This is a genomic window from Crossiella cryophila, from assembly GCF_014204915.1.
GTDB lineage: Bacteria > Actinomycetota > Actinomycetes > Mycobacteriales > Pseudonocardiaceae > Crossiella > Crossiella cryophila.
On the sequence record NZ_JACHMH010000001.1, the window covers coordinates 6,061,278 to 6,080,760 of the forward strand.

The 19,483-nt window shown below is 71.7% G+C and carries 21 protein-coding genes; 10 read left to right on the forward strand and 11 right to left on the reverse strand.

Annotation, left to right across the window (positions count from 1 at the left end):
* Nucleotides 1-34: 34 nt before the first annotated feature.
* From HNR67_RS26535 to HNR67_RS26555, 5 genes are all read left to right on the forward strand, one after another.
* Entirely contained in the window at nucleotides 35-1,312 is a 1,278-nt protein-coding gene (locus tag HNR67_RS26535) for an alpha/beta hydrolase (RefSeq protein ID WP_185004935.1), read from the forward strand.
* Nucleotides 1,309-2,094, forward strand: coding sequence for an alpha/beta fold hydrolase (locus HNR67_RS26540; protein ID WP_185004936.1), 786 nt, complete (start codon nucleotides 1,309-1,311; stop codon nucleotides 2,092-2,094). The genes HNR67_RS26535 and HNR67_RS26540 overlap by 4 nt, the downstream gene beginning before the upstream one ends.
* 17 nt (nucleotides 2,095-2,111) lie before the next feature.
* On the forward strand, nucleotides 2,112-2,741 hold the full coding sequence (locus tag HNR67_RS26545; RefSeq protein WP_185004937.1) for a suppressor of fused domain protein: 630 nt from the start codon (nucleotides 2,112-2,114) through the stop codon (nucleotides 2,739-2,741).
* Between the two features lie 81 nt (nucleotides 2,742-2,822).
* The gene (locus tag HNR67_RS45835) at nucleotides 2,823-4,079 is read left to right on the forward strand and encodes a LuxR C-terminal-related transcriptional regulator (protein ID WP_185004938.1); all 1,257 of its coding nucleotides are present in this window, start codon (nucleotides 2,823-2,825) and stop codon (nucleotides 4,077-4,079) included.
* Between the two features lie 169 nt (nucleotides 4,080-4,248).
* Nucleotides 4,249-5,028 carry a putative protein N(5)-glutamine methyltransferase gene (locus HNR67_RS26555; RefSeq protein ID WP_185004939.1) on the forward strand — a complete coding sequence of 260 codons (780 nt, stop codon included), beginning with the start codon at nucleotides 4,249-4,251 and terminating at the stop codon, nucleotides 5,026-5,028.
* On the opposite strand, the gene HNR67_RS26560 is transcribed toward HNR67_RS26555, so the two are convergent.
* The 5 genes from HNR67_RS26560 to HNR67_RS26580 all read right to left on the reverse strand — a co-directional run bounded on the left by HNR67_RS26560 (nucleotide 5,025) and on the right by HNR67_RS26580 (nucleotide 9,296).
* Nucleotides 5,025-5,198, reverse strand: coding sequence for a hypothetical protein (locus tag HNR67_RS26560; RefSeq protein ID WP_185004940.1), 174 nt, complete (start codon nucleotides 5,196-5,198; stop codon nucleotides 5,025-5,027). The two genes, HNR67_RS26555 and HNR67_RS26560, sit on opposite strands and share 4 nt — an antisense overlap.
* 18 nt (nucleotides 5,199-5,216) lie before the next feature.
* Nucleotides 5,217-6,737: an alkaline phosphatase D family protein gene (locus tag HNR67_RS26565; protein ID WP_185004941.1), complete on the reverse strand. Its 1,521-nt coding sequence runs from the start codon at nucleotides 6,735-6,737 to the stop codon at nucleotides 5,217-5,219.
* Between the two features lie 13 nt (nucleotides 6,738-6,750).
* Nucleotides 6,751-7,137, reverse strand: a complete 387-nt coding sequence (locus HNR67_RS26570; RefSeq protein WP_185004942.1) for a hypothetical protein — start codon at nucleotides 7,135-7,137, stop codon at nucleotides 6,751-6,753.
* Nucleotides 7,138-7,258: 121 nt separating this feature from the next.
* On the reverse strand, nucleotides 7,259-8,620 hold the full coding sequence (locus HNR67_RS26575) for an alpha/beta hydrolase family protein (protein ID WP_312988101.1): 1,362 nt from the start codon (nucleotides 8,618-8,620) through the stop codon (nucleotides 7,259-7,261).
* 109 nt (nucleotides 8,621-8,729) lie between these two features.
* Complete coding sequence (locus HNR67_RS26580) at nucleotides 8,730-9,296, reverse strand: winged helix-turn-helix domain-containing protein (protein ID WP_185004943.1); 567 nt, start codon at nucleotides 9,294-9,296, stop codon at nucleotides 8,730-8,732.
* Nucleotides 9,297-9,427: 131 nt separating this feature from the next.
* Here HNR67_RS26580 and HNR67_RS26585 point away from each other — a divergent pair, with 131 nt between their 5' ends.
* The 3 genes from HNR67_RS26585 to HNR67_RS46380 are packed head-to-tail and all read left to right on the forward strand — an operon-like array spanning nucleotide 9,428 to nucleotide 10,943.
* Nucleotides 9,428-9,838, forward strand: coding sequence for a nitroreductase family deazaflavin-dependent oxidoreductase (locus tag HNR67_RS26585; protein WP_185004944.1), 411 nt, complete (start codon nucleotides 9,428-9,430; stop codon nucleotides 9,836-9,838).
* On the forward strand, nucleotides 9,835-10,332 hold the full coding sequence (locus HNR67_RS26590) for a GbsR/MarR family transcriptional regulator (protein ID WP_312988103.1): 498 nt from the start codon (nucleotides 9,835-9,837) through the stop codon (nucleotides 10,330-10,332). Before HNR67_RS26585 ends, HNR67_RS26590 begins: the two co-directional genes overlap by 4 nt.
* Complete coding sequence (locus HNR67_RS46380; RefSeq protein ID WP_185004945.1) at nucleotides 10,329-10,943, forward strand: GNAT family N-acetyltransferase; 615 nt, start codon at nucleotides 10,329-10,331, stop codon at nucleotides 10,941-10,943. The genes HNR67_RS26590 and HNR67_RS46380 overlap by 4 nt, the downstream gene beginning before the upstream one ends.
* Nucleotides 10,944-10,985: 42 nt before the next feature.
* On the opposite strand, the gene HNR67_RS26600 is transcribed toward HNR67_RS46380, so the two are convergent.
* The 3 genes from HNR67_RS26600 to HNR67_RS26610 all read right to left on the reverse strand — a co-directional run bounded on the left by HNR67_RS26600 (nucleotide 10,986) and on the right by HNR67_RS26610 (nucleotide 13,439).
* On the reverse strand, nucleotides 10,986-11,834 hold the full coding sequence (locus HNR67_RS26600; RefSeq protein WP_185004946.1) for a helix-turn-helix domain-containing protein: 849 nt from the start codon (nucleotides 11,832-11,834) through the stop codon (nucleotides 10,986-10,988).
* Nucleotides 11,835-11,901: 67 nt separating this feature from the next.
* A complete protein-coding gene (locus tag HNR67_RS26605) occupies nucleotides 11,902-12,867 on the reverse strand; it encodes a CU044_5270 family protein (RefSeq protein WP_185004947.1) in 966 nt (321 codons plus the stop codon).
* Nucleotides 12,864-13,439, reverse strand: a complete 576-nt coding sequence (locus HNR67_RS26610) for an RNA polymerase sigma factor (RefSeq protein WP_246492602.1) — start codon at nucleotides 13,437-13,439, stop codon at nucleotides 12,864-12,866. Before HNR67_RS26610 ends, HNR67_RS26605 begins: the two co-directional genes overlap by 4 nt.
* Nucleotides 13,440-14,726: 1,287 nt before the next feature.
* On the opposite strand from HNR67_RS26610, the gene HNR67_RS26615 reads away from it, so the two are divergent.
* Entirely contained in the window at nucleotides 14,727-15,878 is a 1,152-nt protein-coding gene (locus HNR67_RS26615) for a class I SAM-dependent methyltransferase (protein WP_185004948.1), read from the forward strand.
* Between the two features lie 35 nt (nucleotides 15,879-15,913).
* A complete protein-coding gene (locus HNR67_RS26620) occupies nucleotides 15,914-16,450 on the forward strand; it encodes a TetR/AcrR family transcriptional regulator (protein ID WP_185011129.1) in 537 nt (178 codons plus the stop codon).
* Here the strand turns inward: HNR67_RS26620 and HNR67_RS26625 are convergent.
* From HNR67_RS26625 to HNR67_RS26635, 3 genes are read right to left on the reverse strand one after another with little or no spacing between them, the layout of a single operon-like run.
* Nucleotides 16,447-17,244 carry an SDR family oxidoreductase gene (locus HNR67_RS26625; RefSeq protein WP_185004949.1) on the reverse strand — a complete coding sequence of 266 codons (798 nt, stop codon included), beginning with the start codon at nucleotides 17,242-17,244 and terminating at the stop codon, nucleotides 16,447-16,449. The two genes, HNR67_RS26620 and HNR67_RS26625, sit on opposite strands and share 4 nt — an antisense overlap.
* 38 nt (nucleotides 17,245-17,282) lie before the next feature.
* On the reverse strand, nucleotides 17,283-18,425 hold the full coding sequence (locus HNR67_RS26630; protein WP_185011131.1) for an MFS transporter: 1,143 nt from the start codon (nucleotides 18,423-18,425) through the stop codon (nucleotides 17,283-17,285).
* A complete protein-coding gene (locus HNR67_RS26635) occupies nucleotides 18,422-19,360 on the reverse strand; it encodes a PAC2 family protein (protein ID WP_185004950.1) in 939 nt (312 codons plus the stop codon). Before HNR67_RS26635 ends, HNR67_RS26630 begins: the two co-directional genes overlap by 4 nt.
* Between the last annotated feature and the right edge of the window lie 123 nt (nucleotides 19,361-19,483).

Genomic DNA, 19,483 nt, shown 5'->3' on the forward strand with positions numbered 1-19,483 from the left:
CGCCCCGGCCGCCGGTGCCCGAAGGTAGGTCGCCGTGACGATCACCAGCCCCGCGCTCGCCGCACTCGCCGGCACCCCAGCCGACCTCGCCGCCCACCTCCGCACCGCGGGCGGCCCGCTGATCGAACCGGTCCCCGGCACCCCCGGCTCCGTGCTCGTCACCTTCGTCTGGCTGGGCCCCGCCGAGTCCGTCTCGATCCGCGCCGGACAGCTCTTCCCCGACCACCTCGCCCCCGCGCACCCGATGCACCGGATCGAGGGCACCGACATCTGGCACCTGTCCACCACCGTGCCCGCCGATGTCACCAGCGGCTATCAGTACATTGTGGACGAACCGGCCCCCGGCGACCTGATCGCCGACCCCTTCGAGGCGCTGCGCCGCCAGGTCGACTGCTGGCGGGCGGATCCGTTCAACCCCAAGCGGCTCTACCCGCAGACCGGCCTCATCGCCGGGCGCCTTGACCTGCCCGAGCACCAGTGGGACTCGATCCTCGAACTCCCCGGCACCGAACCCGCGCCCTGGTTCACCCCGGCGGAGGTGCCCAAGGGGACGCTGACCGAACTGCGGCTGACCTCGGCCGCACTGGGCAACGAACGCCGGGTCACCGTGTACCGGCCCGCGGTCGGTGACGGGCCGTTCCCCCTGGTGGTCATGCTCGACGGGGAGTGCTGGACCCGGGTCGCCGACCTGCCCACCGCGCTGGACAACCGGATCGCCGACGGCGCCCTGGCCCCGGTCGTGGTCGCCTTCGTGCACACCCCGGAGGTCGCCGACCGGCCGGGCGCGCGGCTGCGGGAGAGCACCTGCGACCCGGCGCTGACCATGCTGCTCGCCGACGAACTGCCGCCGCTGCTGCGCGAGTTCGACGTCAGCACCGACCCCGCCCGCACCGTCCTGGCCGGCAACAGCCTCACCGGACTGGCCGCCGCCTACACCGCCCTGGAACGGCCCGAGGTCTACGGCAACGTGCTGTCCAACTCCGGGTCCTTCTGGTGGGGCTACGCCGACCACCCCATCGCCGCCACCCTCGGCGGCAAGGACGGCGAACCGGAATGGCTCACCCGGCAGTACGCCGACGCGCCCGCGGTACCGGTCCGGTTCTGGCTGGACTGCGGCGTCCTGGAAGCCGGGAACGTGCCGTGGATCCCCGGCGTCGACCCGCGCGCGGCGAACCGGCACTTCCGGACCGTGTTGCGGGCCAAGGGAAACCGGGTCGACTACTTCGAGGCGCCTGGCGGGCACGAGTTCGTCTCCTTCCGGCGCAACGCGATCCGCGGCCTGTGCACGCTGCTGCCCGGCGAGCGGGCGTGATCGAGTCAACGGTGCACCTGCGGGGGCGGCGGTTCGGTCAGGTCGACTTCGGCGGACCGGGACGGCCGTTGCTCGCCCTGCACGGGAGTTTCGGGCGGGGCAGCCAGTTCGCGCGGCTGGCGGCCGATCTGGGCACCGAGTTCCGGGTGATCGCCCTCGACCAGCGCGGGCACGGGCGCAGCGAACACGGCGGGGACTTCGGGCGCGCGGAGTTCGTAGCTGACGCGGCGGAGTTCCTGCGCCACCTGGACCTGGGGCCGCTGCCGGTGCTGGGCCACTCGCTGGGCGGACTCAACGCCTTCCAGCTCGCCGCCCGGCACCCGGACCTGGTCTCCGCACTCGTCGTCGAGGACTTCGGCGCGGTCATGCGCGCACCCGAGGTCGAACACCCCGAACTCGACCTCACCGGCTGGCCGCTGCTGGCCGACTCCGCGGCCGGACTGCGGGCCGCGCTGGCCGAACTGGTGCCGGTGGCCGACTACTTCATGGCCAGCGCCATCGAGACCGCCCAGGGCTGGCGGCTGTGCTTCGACTACGCCGACATGGCCGCCGCCCAGCGCGGCGGACTCGGCGACCACTGGCCGGACTGGCTGGCCGTGCGCTGCCCGATCCTGTTGCTGCGCGGGCAACACAGCCCGCTGCTGCCCGCCGCACTGGCCGCCGACATGGTCCGGCCCGGGGTGGAACTCCTGGAGCTGCCCGGCTGCGGGCACTGGATCCACGACGACGATCCGGCCGGATTCGCCGCCGCCGTGCGCGGCTTCCTGCGCCAGGCCGCCTGAACCGGCATGATGCGCCGATGACCGACCGCCCGGCACCCGGCCAGGACGCGATCGAGGCCGCCATGGCCCGCCTCTACCCGGGCCGCACGCCGCGGCGGGTCGGCTACCGGCCCGGCCGCGGCGAACCGGGCGGCGCGCTCGCCGGCTGCGCGGCCTATCCGGCCGACGGGCACTGGCACTACATCGGCTACGGCCTCAGCGAACTGCACCAGGCCGGTCCCGAGGAGGACCCGGAGTTCTCCGGCTGGGGCTTCGAGCTGACCCTGCGGGTGCGCCGCGGCGCCGAATCCACCGCACCCGGCTGGCCGTTCGACATCGTGCAGCACCTGGCCCGGCACGTGAACACCCGCCTGGTCATCCTGGAACCCGGCCACCGCCTCGACCTGCGCCGCCCGGCCACCGGCCACCCCACCCTGCCGGATGCCCCACCCACCGGCCTGACCGGGTTCGCCCTCACCGTCGACCCCGGCCTGGGCGAGCTGGTCACCCCCAACGGCAAGGTGCTGTTCCTGCAGGCCGTCGGCATCACCCCGGCCGAACAAACCCGGATCCGCGAACACGGCGCGGACACCGTGCTCGCCGAACTCGCCACCGGCAACCCACTGCTGATCACCGACCCGGCCCGCGCGCATCCACCATCCGGTTGACCCCGCCCCGGCCACGGTGGAGGGCGCTCCGCCACCGCCTGATCGATGTCGCCAAACGCCATGATCAGCAGGCTGGAACCCATGTCCCACAGCCAGAACCGGCTGCTCACCCCGGACCTCGCCCGGGGCGGCATGCTCGCGCTGATCGCCTTGGCCAACTCGACCCTCTACCTCTACGGCCGTCCCTACGGACTGCGCCAGCACATCGTGGAGACCGGCCTGCCGGACCGGATCGTCAGCCTGCTCACCAGCACCCTGGTCGACACCCGTGCCTACCCGCTCTTCGCCGCCCTGTTCGCCTACGGCCTCGCCCGGCAAACCACCCCGGTGGCGCGGCGACGCTGCCGGTGGCTGATCGTCTTCGGCTTCGCGCACGCCCTGCTGCTCTTCCCCGGCGACGTCCTCGGCTTCTATGGCGTGCTCGGCCTGCTGCTGACCTGCCTGACCAAGGTCCGCGACCGCACCCTGCTGATCCTGGCCACCGGCTGGCTGGCCGTGGTCGCGCTGGTCCAGGGCATGGCGCACACCACCCCACCGGGGGAGCGGCGCAGCCACCTCTGGTCCTTCGCCATCGCCGACCCGGAGACCGCGTTCGGTCTGCACGCCCTGGAATGGGTGATGACCCCGTTCGGGATCATCGGCGTGGTCAGCGCCGGCTGGCCGGCCTCTGGGCGGGCCGCCGAGGGCGATCCGGTGCGCGGCCGGATCGGCACCGCCCGGCGGCTGGCCAGGGACAGCCTGGTCGAGGTCCGCCGGGCCATCGACGCACCGCACCCGGGGCCGCTGCGCCAGGCCGGGCTCGCCGACGCGATCGGCCGGGTCGTGACCGACTGGCGGGACCAGCACCAGGTCACGGCCACCTGCGTGCTCACCGGCGACCCCCGGCCACTGCACCCCGAACTGGAGATCACCCTGCTGCGCGCCGCCCAGGAGACCCTGGCCAACGCGGGCAGGCACGCACGGGCCGACCGGGTGGATCTGACCCTGTCCTACATGGAGGATGTGGTGGTGCTGGACGTCTGGTCGTGGATGACCACCCGGTGGTGCGGGACGGACTGCGCGGCATGCTCGGCACCCAGCCCGACTTCGAGGTCGTCGGCGAGGTCGCCGGTGGCGCCGAGGCTCTCACCGTCGGTGGCCGCCCGCCTGCTCGACCGGGTCCGCACGCCGGAACCACCGCGCGGCGGCACGGTCAGCAACCGGGAGATCGCCGCCGTGCCGCACATCAGCCAGGCCACCGTGAAAACCCATCTGCTGCACCTGTTCGCCAAGCTCGACGCGCCCGATCGGGCCGCCGCGGTCGCCGCCGGGTACCAGCGCGGAATCCTGAACCGCTGACCAGCGCGGCCACCCGCTCGTGTAACCTTGGCCGCCTCGACACCGGATCGACCGAGGAGGTGGGACCCATTACCGCTTGTGCAGCGGGGTGCTCCCCTCACCCGGTCCCGCGGTCCGCCTGACCGCGTCGAACCCGAGCGCCCCTATCGGCATCCCGAAAGGCGCGTTCATGACGACCCTCTCTGCCCGGAACACCCTCAGCACCGTCGCCCGGCTCCGCGCCGCGGGCTGTGTCTTCGCCGAGGACGAGGCCCGCCTCATCCTGGAGACCGCGACCGGCCCGGACCACGCCGAGGCCATGGTGCTGCGCCGCATCGACGGCGAACCCCTCGAACACGTGCTGGGCTGGGCGGAGTTCCACGGCCTGCGCATCTCGGTGGATCGCGGCGTGTTCGTGCCCCGCCGCCGCACCGAGTTCCTGGTCAGCCGCGCCATCGCGCTGGCGAAAACCGGGGCGGTGGTCCTCGACCTGTGCTGCGGCTCCGGCGCGGTGGCCGCGGCCATCGAGGCCGAACTCGGCGAGGTCGAATCACACGCCGCCGACATCGATCCGGCCGCGGTGCGCTGCGCCCGCCGCAACATGCTCGGCGAGGTGCACGAGGGCGACCTCTACCAGCCGCTGCCCGCCGACCTGCGCGAACGCATCGACGTGCTGGTCGCCAACGCGCCGTACGTGCCCACCGACGCCATCGGCCTGCTGCCAGCCGAGGCCCGACTGCACGAACCGTGGGTGGCCCTGGACGGCGGTCCCGACGGCCTGGACGTGCAACGCCGGGTCGCCGCGCAGGCCCTGGCGTGGCTGGCCCCCGGCGGTCACCTGCTGGTGGAGACCAGCAGCCGCCAGGCCCCGCACACCGCGGCCACCTTCGCCCGGCACGGCCTGGTCCCGGAGATCGCCGAGGACGAGGACGCGGGCGCCACCGTGGTCATCGGGCAGCGCCCGGCCTAGCCCTCGTCGGAGGTGGGTTCGGCCGCCTTGCGTGCTGCGGGGCGGCCGAACCGCACGACACCGGACTCCAGGTCCAGGGGTCCGCGTTCGAACTTCTCGCCGTCGTCGTCCTCGTTCGTGGTCACCTTGCCGAGCTTGCGGCTGGGGAACAGTTCACCGAGTTGTGCCATGTCCCCCACGGTAACCGGTCAGAGCCGCTGCACGCCCGGCCTGCCGTCCAGCACCGCGTACCTGCGGGCCACCGACAGCGTCACCTTCGCCGGATCCTTCTCCAGCACCGAGGAGACCTGCATGAACTCCGCGGTGAGCTGGGCGGGGGTGAGTGTGGCCCGCACGTAGCCGCGGGTGTGCCCGACGTAGTTGAGGTGCGGGTTCTTGTCCAGCCCGCCGGGCACGGTGGTGGAGCTGCGTGAGGTGATCGAGGTGGTGACCAGTTCCGCGCCCACGATCGGCGAGGTGTGCTGGAAGTAGTTGAGCCGCAGGTTGTTCGCCCAGGCCCGGTGCACATCGCCGGTCAGCACCACCGGGTTGCGCACGCCGCGGTCGATCCAGCCCTTGGTGAGGCGTTCCCGGTTGCGCCGGTAGCCGTCCCAGGAGTCGGTGCTGACATCGCAGGTGCCTGCCGCGCCGTCGGTGTCGCGCTGGGCGAAGAACACCTGCTGCCCCAGGATGTCCCAGCGCGAGTCCTTGATCGCCAGCCGATCCAGGAGCCACTTCTCCTGGGCCGCGCCGGTGAGGGTGCGGGCCTCCTTGGTGATCTCCGCGCAACTCCCGGCCGGTGCCTGCAACCAGCGGTGCTGCCGGGTGTCCATCATGTGGAAGCGAGCCAGCGAACCCCAGGCCAGACCGCGGTAGAGGTTGATCTTGCCGCCGGCCGGTTTCATCGCCTTGGGCAGTGGCATGTTCTCCCAGAACGCCTGGAAGGAGGCCTGTTTGCGGGCCGCGGCCGGTTCGGTGTGCCCGCCGGCCCAGTTGTTGCGCAGCTCGTGATCGTCGAAGACGACCAGCCAGGGCGCGGCGGCGTGCGCGGCCCGCAGCATCGGATCGAGGCGGTGCTGGGCATAGCGGATCCGGTACTCGCCGAGGGTGTCGGTCTCGTCGAAATCGGTGTAGCCACGCACCTTGTCGGCCTGCCCGGAGGGCTTCTCGTACATGTAGTCGCCGAGGAAGAGCACCAGGTCGGGCCGGTCGGCGGCCAGGTAGCGGTAGGCGTGGTACCAGCCCTCCTCGAAGTGCGCGCAGGAGGCGAAGGAGAAGGTCAGCTTGGCCGGTTCGGTGCCGGCGGCCGGTGCGGTGCGGGTGCGGCCGACGGGGGAGAGGGCGGCACCGGCCTTGAAGCGGTAGAAGTACTCCCGGCCCGGCTGCAGGCCGCGGGGTTCGGCGTGCACGCTGTGGCCCTCGGCGGCGATCGCGGTTTCCTTGCCGGAGGCCACGATCGCGGTCATCGCGGCGTCGGTGGCCAGCTGCCACTCGACCTCCACCGCGGCGGCGCCCATGCCACCGTCGGGGTCCAGGGGGTTCTGCGCGAGGCGGGTCCACAGCACCATGCCGTCCGGCCGCGGTTCGCCGGAGCCGACACCCAGGGTGAAGGGGTCGGCCAGTGGGGCGAGCCTGCGGGCGGGGGCGTCGGAGAGTCCGATTCCGGGGGCGGCCAGGGTGCCGGTGGCGGCCAGGCCGGTGACCAGGAACAGGCGACGGTTCAGCGACATCGGGATCCTCCGGTCAGGCTCGGTCGGTGATGGGGGCGCCGCAGGTGTTCTCCAGGACGTCCTTGCTGCCGTGTTCGCCGAGGCAGACCCGGTAGTGCACCCAGCTGCCCTCGCCCAGTTCGAGGTTCGCGGTGACGCTGGTGCCCTTGCCGTTGGGGTTCCACACCAGGTGCGGGCCGGTGCCGTCGGGCAGCCAGTACAGGAGCACCGCGGAATGCCCGTCGCCGACCTGGTCGGTGAGGGTGAAGACCTCGCCGAGGGACTTGAAGCTCGCCTTGCCCGCACACGCGGTGTCCGCGGTGCAGCGGGTGGAATCGGCCAGCGCGGCCGGGGTCGCCGACAGCGCCGCCACTAAGGCGGCGCCGCCGACGACCAGGGGACGTGACAGTGTTCTTCGCATCGACACCTGCCGTGGTGGGGGACGGCACGGCATGGTTACCAATTGGCAACCTTGCCGCAGGAACAGTAAGTTCCTAACATGCGGTGTCCTGGCCAGGCTAGCGCCGTTCAGCGGTTGCGGATCAGGGCAGCAGCAGGCCCCAGTACAGGCCGAACGGCACCAGCACCGCGGTCCCGGCCAGCAGCAGCGGCAGCCGGAACCTGGCGGTCACGCTCGCCCGTTCCCGCCGCCAGGCCAGCGCGGTGAACACCCCGGCCACCACGGTCGCCACCCACAGCAGCTGCACGGCCAGCCAGGGCAGCGGACGGCCCAGGATGATCGGCCCGCCGACATAGAAGGCGTTGCTGGTGAACAGGAATCCGACGTAACCGAGCGCGCCGAGCACCGCGGCCGAGCCGAGTCCGGCCAGCCAGCGGGCCGGGCGGACCGAGCGGGTGCGCCGCAGCGCGCCGATCCCGTAGCCCAGGAAGGCGATCAGCAGCAGCGCCAGCACGGCCAGCTGCGACCAGCCCGCCTCCCACCAGCCCAGGGGCTCCCGCGGCAGGGTGCGCGCGTCCTGCTTCGCCGGAGCGTCCACAGTGGACACCGGCGGGCCGAAGGCGACCGTGTTCACCCACTCGCCCAACAGGTTCAGGTAACCCGGCTGGTAGTCCGCGCGCTTGGTGAAACCGCGGTCGTCGGTGCCCAGGATCCGGTGCTGACCGTCCGGGTAGGTCTTGAGCGTGTGGTGCCGGTGTCCGGTGCGGGCGAAGGTGTCCCGGTAGACCTCCAGGGATTCCCCCGGCGGGGTCAGCACGTCGTGACCACCCCAGACCGCGAGCACCGGCACGGTCACCTTGGCCAGGGTGGGCACCGGGTCGTAGAACGGCTCCGGGAACACCCCGCCCTCGGTGACCTGGCGCATCGCGGTGCGCAGCATGTGTCCCATCGAGCCCTGGATGCCGTGCCAGCGGACCCGGTTGGCCACCGCCCAGGTCTCCTGCCGGGCCGGGGTCAATCCGTTGGCGCCCACGGTGATCAGGAACTTCACCGCCTCCGAGCGGGTCGCCGCCAGGGGCGCGACCCAGCCGCCCTCGGAGAAGCCGAGCAGGCCGATCCGGGCCGGATCCACATCCGGGCGGTCCTTGATCAGCTGGGCCATCCCGGCGAGCGCGTCATCGGCGAGCTGGGTGTAGTCGCGGTGCACCTTCGAGTAGCCCACGGTGCGCTTGCGGTAGGTCAGCGCGACGATCCCGGCCCTGGCGAATGCCTGCGCCTCGGGCAGCATGTTGTCCGCCTCGGTGGCCCCGGAACCGCTGATCAGCACCACCGCGGGATGGCGGCCGGGGGTGCCGGGGGAGGTGACGATGGCCGGGAAGGACAGCCCGTCCCTGGTGAAACTGGTCTGCTCGGCCTTGGCCGCGGGTTGAGCGTTCCCTGGTAAGGCGGTAGCGAGGGTGGCGACGGTCGCCAGCAGCGTGGCGAGCTTGATCCGGAGCAGCACGGAGTGCTCTCCTTTCCTTGCGGAGGTTGCGTACACGGGAAATGGCGCGTGCTTCCGTTGCTCCGGTGTCGCCGAGCGGCAACTCGGCGACACCGGCCTTACTTCTTGCTCAGCCGTCCCCCGGATCGGGGAAGGCGACCCACCTGACCAGCAGCCGGCGGGAGTTCTGGGCGTCCGGGTCGTGGTTGTCCCGGTAGCGGTTGAGCAGGTCGAGGTAGTCGGCGAAGAACCGCATGAGTTCCTCCGGGGTCAGCGTGACCGCGCCCCGCGAGTAGGGCACCGCGTCGGCCCACTCGCCGAACTCCGCGCGACGCTCGGCGAAGCGCGCGTAGGTGGCCAGGTCCGCGGCCAGTCCGTCGTCGGCGAGCTTGGCCAGCACGGCCTGAACCTCCGGCGACTGACCGGCCGAGCGCGGGAAGCGGATGTCGGTGGAGACCGGCCGCCACCAGCGTTCCTTGCCGTGGCCCAGTTCGGTGTCCTCGCGGACGAAGTCGTGCCGGGCGAGCTGGCGCAGGTGGTAGCTGGTGGCCCCGGTGTTCTCCCCGAGCGCGGTGGCCAGGGTGGTCGCGGTGGCCGGGCCGTTGCGGTGCAGCTCCCGCAGGATGCGCTGCCGCAGCGGATGCGCATAGGCCTTCAGCGCCGCTGGGTCGGTCAGCTCCCGGGGAGGCTCGGTCATGCCGCGACCATACCTGTGCAAAGAAACCTGTGCACACATTTTTCTGCAAGTCGCGCGGAGAAGTTGTGGACAGCTCCGCGGCCTGTGGACAACCTCCGCCACCGTCCCGAAGATCGTGGTAAACCCTGGGTATGAACGAGTTCAACCGGAAGCTGATCGAGGAGTTCCGGGCCAACGCCGGCCAGGTCGGCGGCATGTTCGCCGGATCCGACCTGGTCCTGCTCACCACCACCGGGGCCAAGTCGGGGCTGCCCCGCACCAGCCCGACGCTGTACTTCCAGGAGGGCGACCAGCTCGGCGTGGTGGCCTCCAACGGCGGCGCGGACCAGCACCCGGCCTGGTACCACAACCTCAGGGCCAACCCGGTCGGCACCGCCGAGATCGGCGCGGAGACCTTCGCCTTCACCGCCACCGAGATCGCCGAGGAGTCCGAGCGGGTCCGCTGGTACGCCAAGGCGGTGGCGCACAACAAGTCCTTCGCCGAGTACGAGGCGGGCACCAGCCGCCGCATCCCGGTGCTGTTGCTGCGGCGGCACCCGTGAGCGCGCAGGAGGTCACCGAGGCCGAGCGGCCGCGCGATGAGGAGGCGGTGGCCCGGTTCGTGGAGCGCTTCGCCCTGCTCATGACCGAGGGCGGCATGCCGAGGATGGCAGCCAGGGTGTTCGCGCTGATCATGGCCTCCGAACAGGGCGCGCACACCGCGGCGGAGATCGCCAAGCGGCTGGAGATCAGCCCGGCCGCGGTGTCCGGGGCGGTGCGCTTCCTGACCGAGACCCGCCTGGTCATCCGGGACCGGGAGCCGGGGCAGCGGCGCGATGTCTTCCGGGTCGGCGACGAGTTCTGGTACGACACCCTCTCCCGCAAGAACCGGGCCATGGACGACCTGCTGGCCGCGGCCAACGAGGGCGCGGCCGCACTCGGCCCGGACACCCCGGCGGGCAGGCGGATGGCCGTCACCGGCGACTTCCTGTCCTACCTGCGCGAGCAACTGCCCAACCTGATCACCCGCTGGCAGGCGGAACGAGCCCCCCGGTGACCGAGATCCACATCCGGCCCGCCGCCACCGAGGACGTCCCGGCCCTGACCGGGCTGCTGGTCCGCGCCTTCGCCGGGGACGAGTTCATCAACTGGGTCTACCTCGACCCGCCCAGCCGCCCTCGGGTGCACGGCGGCCTGACCGCCGACGCACTGCGCCGCCAGTACCTGCCCGGCGGCGGCGTGCAGGTCGCCGTCGACGAACAGGACCGATTACTCGGCGGCGGGGTGTGGGCCCCGCCCGACCCGGCCCACGGCGGTCGCTGGCGCAAACTCCTGCTGATCCCGGCGATCCTGACCGCCATGGGCCCGGCCAACTTCCGCGAGTTCCTCCGCCGTGGCAAGGCGGTCGACCACGCCCTGGCCGCCGCCCGCCCGCGCGAACCGCACTGGTACCTGTCCCTGCTGGCCGCCGACCCGGACCGGCAGCGCTCCGGCGTGGGCGGCGCGCTGCTGCGGGCCCGCCTCACCGGCCTGCACGCGCCCGCCTACCTGGAATGCGTGCGGGACAACGTGGCCTACTACGAACGGTTCGGCTTCACCGTCACCGAGAAACTCGACCTGCCGACGGCGGCGCCGGCGCTGTTCGGGATGTGGCGGGAGCCGAGCTGAGGAAGGCGCGCCGGCGGGCGATCGTCCATCGGCGCGGCTCCCTCACGCCTGTTCGTACTGCCTGGCCAGACCGGCGATGAACTCCACCGACCTGGCGGGGCTCAACGCGACCTCGATCAGCTTGTCCACCTCGTGCTGGAAGAAGGCCAGCTCCTCCGGCTTGTCCAGGAACAACCCGGAGATCTTGTGATCGAGGAAGGCCACCGGCCCCTGCTCGGCGAAGTCGAGCAGGGTGAACGGCCCGTCCAGCCCGGCATGCCCACCCAGGTCGAAGGGCAGCACCTGCAGGGTCACCGACGGCCGCTCGGCGGTGTCCACCAGCTGCCGGAGCTGGCGGGCCATCACCCGAGGGTTGCCCAGCACCCGCCGCAACGCCATCTCGTCCATGATCGCGTGGTACTCCGGCGGCACGTCCCGGCTGAGCACCGCCTGCCGCCCCATCCGCACCGCCACCCGCCCCTCGACCTCGGCCTCCGGCATGCCACCGGCCTTCATCAGCGCCCGGGTGTAGTCGGCGGTCTGCAACAAACCCGGCACCAGCAGCGGCTGGCAGCTGTCGATCCGGATCGCCTCGTTCTCCAGCCGGATGAGCGTCTTGACCTCCTCCGACAACGGCCCGCTCAGCTCCCACCAGGCGTCCTCGCCATCGCGTTCGGCCAGCGTCAGCAACCGCTGCCGCTCCACCCCGACCACCCGGTAGATGGCCAGCATGGAGGCCGCGTCCGCCGGATTCACCCCCTGCTTGCCGGTCTCCATCCGCGAGATCTTGGATGCCTGCCAGCCCAGTTCCGCGGCCACCTGGACGCAGGTCAGCCCACGCTGTTTGCGCAGGGCACGGAGTTCACCGCCGACACTGCGCCCAGGCAGGATGGCGTGCTTCGGGCTGGACATGATCCCACGTATACCTGTACGCAAATTTGCGAGCAGGCTCAGCCCGCCCCGTGACCCGATGAGGTGATCACGCCGTCTGCCCAGGCCGATCCACCACAGCCCGCCGCATGATCAGCACCGGCCCGAAGCTCTGCCCCTCCTGGTTGAACTGGTCGGCCTTGAGCGCCACACTGTGCTGCCCGAGGTACTCGTAGGTGCTGCGGTCGAACAACCATTCGACCCGCGTGTCGCCCACGACGAACCCGACCGCGACCGCGGGACGCCGCTTCACGTCCATCGTCTGGCCCACCAGGTGCACGCCGGGAATCCGGGCCGCGGCCTGGTACAGCCCGACCAGCAACTCCGGCGGCGCGTTCCCCATCATCAGCAGCTCGTGAATCCGCTTGAACACCCGCCAATCCCGGGGCTGCTGATCGGGCTCGACCTCCCCGTAGAACTGGGCGAGCAGCTTGTCCGGGTCCGTGGGCAGTGTGCTGACCGGCGGAATGTTGCGGTCCGACTCATCCCAGCTCTGCCCTTCCCGCAGCTCACCCCCATCGTGCCGGGAAGCGCCCCGGACACTGGTGGCCGCCGGATACCAGTCCTCCCTCCGGTTGAACTCCGGCCCGGGAAGCACCCGGACCTGCCCGTCCTGGCCTATCTCGTGCCCCCGCCACTGATTGAAGCTGTCCACGTAGAGGTACTGATCGGGCCGAACCACCAACGGCCGGGCCCGCACCGCCTCCACCGCCTTGCTCAGCAACTCGGCCGCGTTCCGCACCGACGACCCCGCCACCTGCGAGTTCGACCCCACCGGCGCCGCCTCCCGAATGGCGGGAGCCACCAGCACCACCGCGGCCACCGCGGCCGCCACCACGAACGGAACCACCACCACCGGCCACCGCACCCACGACCACCGGAACCGGGGCGTGGGGGAGTGCACCCGGCGCAGGAACTCCGCCCGCAACTCCGCGTGCCGCTGTTCGGACAATCCAGGATCCCCCGGCGGCGGCAACAGCCGGGTCAACTCAACCCGCTCCTGATCAAGGCTCACAGTCCACTCTCCACAGGTGAAATTCCCAGGTCACCCGCTACCTGTCCGACCCGGCTCCCCGGTTCCGCCGCCCAGGCCCGCAACCGCGTACGGGCCCGCGAGAGCCGAGATCGCACCGTCCCCACCGGAATCCCCAACGCCGAGGCGGTCTCGGCATAGTCGAGACCGGCCCACACGCACAACGTGAACACCTCCCGCTCAGCCCGCCGCAACTTCCCCAACGCCGCGGTAGCCCGAGCCACCAGCTCCCCATCATGCAACCGCCCAACCACCTCCTCAGCGAAGTCCGGCACCACTTCCGGCGGCGGCAGTTTCCCCAGCGCGACCTGATGCCGCCGAGCCGCCCGAGTCACATTGCGCAAGACGTTGGTGGCGATCCCGAACAACCAGGGCCGCACCGAGTCGCCCTCCGGATCCAGCCGGGCCCGAGCCCGCCAAGCCTCCAGAAAGGTCAACGACACCACATCCTCAGCCACCGACACATTGCCGGTGACCCGCGCCGCGTGCCGATGCACCACCCCCGCATGCTCATCGAACAACTCCGCAAAAGCGCCCGGATCACCCGCACGCAACCGAGCCCGAATGGATATCCCCACACCCCCTCCTGTCCGCTCCCCACCCCAGGTTCCCACCACCCCCAAAAAATCTCGCCCGCCCCCCAACCCCCACCACCTCCCCACCCAGAACCGCCCCTCCCACAAGGCCCCCACCCACCCCACCCTCAAACACCAAGCCCCTGAACAGCCAAAACACGGACGTACGAATCACCGCCCCCGCCACCAAGCGCTTCAACCCAACATCCCCCAGGAACGCCAAAGCCCACGCCCCACCCCAGCCTCCGAACAGCGCACCTCCTGCTGTGACCCAGCCCACAATTCCACGGTAAACTGGCCCCCACACACGCCTGGGCCAACCCACTCCAGACCCGATCGAGTGACAAGATCCAAACATCAAGGCAACCAAAACAGCCGTTTCTGCGTTCCGCAGAGGAACGGTGGCGGCGGCGGACCCGGCACGGGCTCACGGCACACAGCAGCCCAGGCGACCGACAATGCAACAGCCCCAGCGACGCAACGACCCGACCAAGAAGACACAGCACGCCCCGGCCAAGCACCAGCCCCGGTCCCAGCCCAGCGGCCCAGCCGCCAGCACCACCCGGCGCCCACCGCTACCCGGCCCCGGAGCGCGCCGACCACCAGGCACACCTGACCACCGAGCCCCGGTCAGCAGCCACGCCCGGCTGGCAGCCACGCCTGGCCAGCAGCCACGCCTGGCCAGCAGCGTGGCGCAGCCCAGCCGCGAACGCCGCCAGGTGCCAGGCACCAGGCATCGCCACCTGCCCCGCTCAAGCCCTCGCATGGTTGGGCAGGGGCAGCGCGCCGAGGAGTCCGGTGACGGGATCATCCAGAGAAGCGGTGCGGCATAGCCCGAGGGAAGCGGCGTAGCCCGGCGGTCGGCTGACCCGCCCGCCAGCCCCCAGCCCCCAGTGAGGTCCCGCTCCGCTCCACTCACCAGGCCAGGCTTACCGGGCAGTCGCGCATCGACGCGCGACAGACGTTCCGCCCGCCCCCCGGCCCCCCGGCCCCCGCGATCGGCGGCCGGCGCTCCGCGAAACGCGCCCTGCGCCCGCCCGCCAAGCCAGCCGACCCTGCCACCCTCGCCGCCTGCACGGGGCGCTCCGGGCGGGCCCAGCAAGGGCGATCCGGGTGGCGCGTCGTGAAACGGCCGCCGCGCGAAACGGCTGCCGCCGCACGCACCGCCAGCCGGCCGGCCGAGGCGGCAAGCAGGGTGGGTCGAGCGGGGCAGGTCGAGCGGGGCAAGCCGAAGCTGGGAGCCGCAGGTCACGATGGAAGCCGGGGATGCGGGCCGGCCGGAACGGGACGATCATCGATCAGGTGGACCGGGAGAAGATCGACTATCGCGAGGTGCGGGAGACCAATCTCGTGACCCTCTATGGGCGGGCGTTGCACAGTCGGGAGCCGGAGCCGATTTTGCGGGATGAGGTGGCTGAGTGGCTGGTGGCGCGGATCGATTACGACTTCGACGGGTTGCGGGTTGCTCGGGCCTCGGCGATGGCGGTGGCGATGCGGGCCCGGCAGTTCGACGAGTGGGTGGGGACCTTCTTGCGGCGGTATCCGGATGCTGTGGTGTTGCATCTGGCCTGTGGCATGGACAGTCGGTACCTGCGGCTGCGGCCGCCGTCCACTGTGGACTGGTTCGATGTGGACTTTCCGGATGTCGTCGAGTTGCGGCGCAGGCTCTTCCCGCTCGCGGCGTTCGCGGCTCCTGCGGCACCCGGGTCGCCTGACCGGTATGGGTCGCCTGGCGAGGCCGCGGCACCCGGTCGGCCTGCGTTGCTCGACCGGTCCGCGTCCCTCGACCGACCGGCCCCGTTTGAGTCGCTTGATCAACCTGCGGAACCCGGACAGCTCGCCGCACCCAGCTCGCCCAACTCACCCACCGCACCCGCTTCGCCCACCGCGCCCAGGCAAGCCGACCAGGCCGGACCAACCACCCAACCCGGACCAAGCACCCAACCCGGACCAACCGGCCACGCCGAACCAAGCAGCCAACCCGGCTACCACCTGATCGGCGCCTCCGTCACCGACCCCGCCTGGTTCGACCAGATCCCCACCGGCCGCCCCGGCCTCATGGTCGCCGAGGGCCTGACCATGTACCTCACCGAAGCCGAACTGCTCCCACTCCTCCGCCGGGTCACCGGCCACTTCCCGCACGGCGAACTCCACTTCGACGCGATGAACCGCCTCAGCACCCGGGTCGGCAACCTCAGCCCACTGTTGCGGCGGATGGGAGCGCGGTTCCGGTGGGGAGTGGACGACGCGCGGGAGCTGGAGCGGCTGGTGCCGGGGGTTCGGTTGGCTGAGGAGTTGGCGGCGGTGCGGTTGCGGGGGCTCAATCGGTTGCCGCACCTCTATCAACTGGTGGCGCGGTTCGCGGATCGGGTCGGGCCGTTGCGGCGGGTCAGTCGGTTGGTCCGGTATCGGTTCTGATCATGGTTAGGATGATTCCTGTGCCGGAGCGGTCGATGCGTGCGGACGCGCGCCGCAACTATGACCGGATTCTCGCCGCGGCCGAGGTGGCCTTCGCCCGGGACGGGGCCGAGGCGTCGCTGGAGGAGATCGCTCGGCAGGCCGGGGTTGGGTCCGCCACGTTGCACCGGCATTTCCCGGCTCGGCGCGCGCTGCTGGAAGCCGTCTTCCGGGATCGGGTGCAGGGGTTGTGTGATCGGGCCGATGTGTTGGCCGAGACCCTGGAGCCGGGGGTGGCGTTGGTGGGGTGGCTGCAGGAGTTCGCGGCGTTGGCCACCGCCAACCGGGGGTTGGCCGCTTCGGTGTTGCCCGGGGTGGGGGATGGGGTGGGGTGGCACGCCATGATCAGCGAAGCCGGTGGTGAGTTGTTGCGGCGGGCTCAGCGGGCCGGGGTGGTTCGGGACGGGGTTGGGCTGGGGGATTTGTTGACGTTGGTCAACGCGATCTCCCTGTTCACCGAGCCGGCCGCGGATGGCGGGGTCACGGCGAGCCGGGTGTTGGCGCTGGCGCTGGACGGGATTCATCCGCGTTAGCCGCGGCGGAAGCCGCCCTCGCTGTTGAGCACCTGGCCGGTGATCCACTCGGCCTCGTCGGTGGCCAGCCAGGCGATCAGGCGGGCCGGATCGTCGGGGCGGCCCCAGCGGCCGGCGGGGAAGCTCTGTGCGACGAACTCGTCCAGGTCCGGGGTGGCCCAGCCGGTGTCCACCGGGCCGGGGTTGACCGCGTTGACGGTGATGCCGGACCCGGCCAGTTCGTCGGAGACGGTGGCGGTGATCGCGGCCAGCGCGCCCTTGGCGGCGGCGTAGGCGACCTCGCCGCGCATCGGGCCCAGTTGCTGGCCGGAGGTCAGGTAGACCACCCGGCCGCCTCGGTCTGCCTGGAAGTGGTGGGCGAAGCGCTGGGTGAGCAGCAGGGTGGAGCGGGTGTTGACCGCGTAGTGCTCGTCGAGTCTGGCCGCGGTCATCTCCTGCAGGGTGCCGTCGCCGCCGCTGCGGGCGTGGTTGCAGATGAGGATGTCCAGGCGGCCGAATCGTTCGATGGCGGCGTCCACGATCCGGGCGGGCGCGTCGGGGGCGACCAGGTCGCCGCTGATCTCCTCGACCCGGCCCTGGCCTGCCGCGCGCACCCCGGCGAGCACCTCGGCCATGGGCTGCGCGCCCCAGGGCTGGGCGGCGTCGTGCGGGCTGTGGTGGTGCAGCAGCAGGTCGGCGCCGTAGGCGTGCAGGCGGCGGGCGGTGGCGTAGCCGATGCCGGCGACGCGGCTGGCGCCGGTCACCAGGGCGACTCGGCCACGCAGCGGGAACGGGTCACGTCCAAGATCAGCCACGAGGCGGCACGCTAGTGCGTCACCACGACTGTGGCGAGCTATTTTTCCGTGCCCTGACCAGGCGGTATCCGGGGAAGTACCACAGGTGCGGTGGTCAGCAGCAGGGCGGCGGGCAGCAGGAACGCGGCCAGGGGGTCCAGGTGGTAGACGGGGACGAAGGCCACTGGGGAGAGCGCGCCGCCGCCGAAGCGCAGGGACTGCACCACCGAGACGGCGCCGCCGCGGTTGTCGCCGTTTCCGGCCAGGACCAGCGCGTTCAGGCCGACCATGATCAGTTGCATGGCCGGTCCGGCCGCCGCCCACAGCAGGCCCACCGCCAGCAGCGAGGGCACCAGGCCGACCCCGGCCAGCAGCACGCCGCCGAGCACGGTGCCGGTCAGCACGCAGCGGCGGGCGCCGAAGCGGTCGATGGCCCGGCCGACCGCCCGCGCGGTGAGGATCCCGGTCAGCCCGAACCCGGTCAGCACCAGGCCCCTGGTGCCCGCGGAGAGCTGGAAGTCATCGTCCAGACGCAGCGCCACCAGGTAGGACAGGCCGCCAAGGCAGCCCCAGCCGATCCCGGCGACCAGGCCGGCGCGCAGCACCGCGGGTCGCCACGCGGTGCGCAGGCTGGCCGAGCGGCGCGGGCCGGACTCGCCGCCCGGCAGGCCCAGCACTGCCAGCCCCGCCGCCACCACGGCCACCCCGAGGAAGGCGTAACGCCAGCTCACCTCGGCCGCCAGGCCGCCGATCAGCGGGGCGGAGGTCTGGCCTGCGGCCTGCATGGAGGCGAACCAGCCCAGCGTGCGGCCCAGCCGGGTCGGTGGGGTGATCGCGGCCAGCGCGCCCAGCAACAGGGGAGTGACGAAGGCGTTGGCCGCCCCCTGCACCGCGCGCCCGGCCAGGAACAGGTACTCGTCCTGGGCCAGGGCGCAGCCCAGCGAGGCGGCCACGTACACCAGGTAGGCGGTGATCACCGTGCGGCGGGCGCCCCAGCGCTGACCCCAGGTGCCGGAGAACAGCATGAACCCGGCAAAAGGGATCATGTACACCGTGAGCGAGGCCGAGGCGGCCCCGGCGGAGAGCTGGAACGCCTCGCCCAGCTCCGGCAGCATCGAGGCCACCACGCCTCCGCCGAAGGGCCCGAGGAACCCGCCCGCGTACAGCCCGGCGACCGCGAGGCGCCCGGGTAAGCGGCTCAGCGCGCGCCCGGCCCGTGCGGCCCCGGCTGATCACCGCGTCCGCCCCGGCCGCCACGACGGCGCAGGTACCGCTCGAAGTCCGCGGCGATGGCGTCCCCGCTCAGCTCGGTGAGCCGGTCGTTCATGTCGCCGTCAGGGTCGCCACGTTCTTCGAGGGACCGGACGTAGCTGGCCACGTCCTCGTCCTCCTCGGCCATCTCCGAGACCGTGCGCTCCCACTCCTCGGCCTGTTCCGGCAGCGCGCCCAGGGGCACCTCCAGGTCCAGGACCTCCTCCACCCGGTGCAGCAGCGCCAGGGTGGCCTTGGGTGAGGGTGGCTGGGAGACGTAGTGCGGCACCGCGGCCCAGAAGGAGATCGCGGGCACGCCCATCTGCACGCAGGCGTCCTGGAAGACCCCGACGATGCCGGTGGCCCCCTCATACCGCGAGCGCTCCAGGCCGAAGGTGGCCGCCGACTCCGCGTCGTAGGCGGTGCCGGTGACCTGCACCGGGCGGGTGTGCGCGATGTCCATGAGCAGCGCGCCCAGGGTCACCACGGTGGTCACGCCCAGGCTCTCCACGTGGTGCAGCAGCTCGGCGCAGAAGGCCCGCCAGCGCATGTTCGGCTCTATGCCGTGCATGAGCACGACGTCGAAGTCCGCGCCGGGCGGGCGGCACACCGACAGCCTGGTGGTGGGCCACTCGACCCTGCGGGTGACCCCGTCCACCATGTGCACAGTGGGCCTGGTCACCTGGAAGTCGTAGTAGTCGTCCGGGTCGATCTCCGCCAGCGGGGTGGCGTCCCAGGTGAGCTGGAGGTGCTCAATCGCGGTGCTGGCCGCGTCACCTGCGTCGTTCCACCCTTCGAACGCCGCGATGAGCACCGGGTTGACGAGGGTCGGCGGGTCAGCCTGGGTGTCCTCGGATGCTGCGGGGCGCTCTTCGGGATCTGTCACCGGGCAAGACTAAGGCCCAGCACCCCCGGTGCGGGCCCGTAGGCTGTCGGCATGTCTGATCATGACGTGTCGCCGCTGTTAGAAGCGTTGCCGCGACCCGCAAGGAGCACGGGTTTCCCGGCC

What these genes read in the sequence shown, in the direction of transcription:
- HNR67_RS26615 (WP_185004948.1), top strand. Translation starts at nt 14,727, where the DNA reads ATGCGGGCCGGCCGGAACGGGACGATCATCGATCAGGTGGACCGGGAG.
- HNR67_RS26580 (WP_185004943.1), bottom strand. Translation starts at nt 9,296, where the DNA reads ATGACCGAGCCTCCCCGGGAGCTGACCGACCCAGCGGCGCTGAAGGCC.
- HNR67_RS45835 (WP_185004938.1), top strand. Translation starts at nt 2,823, where the DNA reads ATGTCCCACAGCCAGAACCGGCTGCTCACCCCGGACCTCGCCCGGGGC.
- HNR67_RS26600 (WP_185004946.1), bottom strand. Translation starts at nt 11,834, where the DNA reads ATGTCCAGCCCGAAGCACGCCATCCTGCCTGGGCGCAGTGTCGGCGGT.
- HNR67_RS26570 (WP_185004942.1), bottom strand. Translation starts at nt 7,137, where the DNA reads ATGCGAAGAACACTGTCACGTCCCCTGGTCGTCGGCGGCGCCGCCTTA.
- HNR67_RS26565 (WP_185004941.1), bottom strand. Translation starts at nt 6,737, where the DNA reads ATGTCGCTGAACCGTCGCCTGTTCCTGGTCACCGGCCTGGCCGCCACC.
- HNR67_RS26560 (WP_185004940.1), bottom strand. Translation starts at nt 5,198, where the DNA reads ATGGCACAACTCGGTGAACTGTTCCCCAGCCGCAAGCTCGGCAAGGTG.
- HNR67_RS26545 (WP_185004937.1), top strand. Translation starts at nt 2,112, where the DNA reads ATGACCGACCGCCCGGCACCCGGCCAGGACGCGATCGAGGCCGCCATG.
- HNR67_RS26555 (WP_185004939.1), top strand. Translation starts at nt 4,249, where the DNA reads ATGACGACCCTCTCTGCCCGGAACACCCTCAGCACCGTCGCCCGGCTC.
- HNR67_RS26585 (WP_185004944.1), top strand. Translation starts at nt 9,428, where the DNA reads ATGAACGAGTTCAACCGGAAGCTGATCGAGGAGTTCCGGGCCAACGCC.
- HNR67_RS26620 (WP_185011129.1), top strand. Translation starts at nt 15,914, where the DNA reads ATGCGTGCGGACGCGCGCCGCAACTATGACCGGATTCTCGCCGCGGCC.